General features: G+C 31.3%; 1 protein-coding gene. It reads right to left on the reverse strand.

Annotated features, from left to right (window positions below):
- Positions 1-357 precede the first annotated feature (357 nt).
- Positions 358-1,914, reverse strand: a complete 1,557-nt coding sequence (locus tag HGB55_RS14805; protein ID WP_247649234.1) for a hypothetical protein — start codon at positions 1,912-1,914, stop codon at positions 358-360.
- Positions 1,915-2,027: the final 113 nt, after the last annotated feature.

Raw genomic sequence — 2,027 nt, forward strand, 5'->3', positions numbered from 1 at the left:
TGATAACTTAATCGAACTGTTTGATCTTTAAACTCTTTACTGTAAATACGTTTTTTCATGTTTCTAAGATATTTGTTTTGTAACAAACGGTCTTAAATTTTGTGTCCGAGTAAAGGTAACAACTCCAATTCTTTTTCGTAATAGTCCTTAAAACCATATTTAGCTTCCAAAACTTTAGGATTACCCATTTTGGGTTTTATTAGTTTTTTCTGCTTAATCAATACTTGCTTAATAAAACTATTATTCTCAATCCTAAGATTAGTTCTATCCTTCTCGTACAAATGGTTAAGACCAATTAAATATTTCCATTCAATGTTTTTCTTCATTATAGATGTTCGCGAATTAACCGCTGTCTAGTTAATTTATGTTATTATCAAAATCCCCAAATATTGGAACTGGTTCGTAATTCACTTTATCAGATTCTTCTAAATTATTATGAAGTAAATAGATATACTGGTTTAGCATATCAACTTTATAAGGCTGAATTGACAACGATATAATCTGGTAATCATTGGCTTTGGCAATGTCGTAAAGCATATCGAAATTACTTCCTAGTCCAGCTGCTTCATCGATTGGCATAAACCTAATTCCATCCCTTACTTTATCTTTAGCACCTCTATTTATTAATGACAGTCTAGCAATACACAACAGGGCAATTGCTGCATAAGTTTGGCTTGTGCTTCCAGGATTAGTTTTTCCGTGGAAGGATTGAATGGTAAAGTTTAATCCATAATATGATTTTGGATTGAGCAATTCTAAAACCTTAGGTTTTAAATTTTTAGAGCCACCACATCTATAAAAGGCTTCCTGCATTTTTTCTTCTAGAGATGTATATTTTTCTAATTCGTTAGAAACACCCTGTAAATCATTGAATAGATTATTCTCACTAGATACTCTAATGTCTTCACGGATTTTTTCAATAAAAACTTCCATCCAACCTCTAGGATAACTGTTTTCAAAAATGATTGACAATTTTGCCCTGTGACCGCCAGTAATCGTCTTGTCATCTGCATCTATAAAATCTCTTATTTTCCTTGAGTAATATATTTGCTCGCTTACTTCCGTATTTACCTTATCAACGATGCTTGTTAACTTTTGAAGTTTTCTAATGTTGAGCTTTTTATTCTTGATGTTGATATCGTCAAGCAGCTTTTTAATACGTGGGATGATTTCATCATCTTCTAAGTCCTTTTCGGAAAAAATCTCTGGTGGTAGAATTTCTGAGCATATTTGTTTAAAATCATCTGTTTCTAAATAGCGATTCGCCTTTTCCTTCAAAAATTCCTTTATAACTAAAACATATTTATGATTGTATTGCCTTTGACATTCTGCATTGAGTATATCTTTTTCTTCTAGTGCCTCTGAAGAAAGTTCACTGATTTCCGTACTAGTTTCTAAAATAATTTTTGGATGGTCGTCAATTATTTTATGCAAATCAGCCTTAAAAACATCTATAGCTCTATCTTCAAATTTCAAATTTTCAACAGCAATTTCATTTTTTAACTCTTTATGTAGGGTTGTAACAAAATCGTCATAAAAATTCTTTTGTTGATTTAGTGTTGTTTTTAAACCCTCAAAAGCATCTACATCTTTTGCTTCGTAGTTATACTTTGTTGCTAATTGCTGAACATCTTCATTAATTTCTGGAATTAAAATCGTTTTTATGCTTGCCTCTAAACCTTTAATTAGAGAAGAATTTTCAGATCGCTTTTCATCTATTTTCTTGTAGGCCTTGTTTGTCTTTTTGAGTCCATCGTCTATCTGTTCGTCTTCATCGAGAAATTTCAAATATTGCTTTATAGCGTCTGAGGTTTCCTCGTACAACTCGTGTTTATCAAATTTAGAATTAACGTCTTTTAATTCCCAAGACGAAAGGTATGTTGATGAATTTTCTAGCTCATGGACTTGCAACAAAAAGTCGGACAATTTTTTTAAGACCTAAGCTACATATTTAAATTGATAAAATTCTTGTTCTACTTCATAAGGGGTTTTATATCCCAAAGAAGAGTGTAGACGTTTTTTGTTAT

Source organism: Lutibacter sp. B1 (assembly GCF_012524075.1).
Lineage (GTDB): Bacteria > Bacteroidota > Bacteroidia > Flavobacteriales > Flavobacteriaceae > Lutibacter.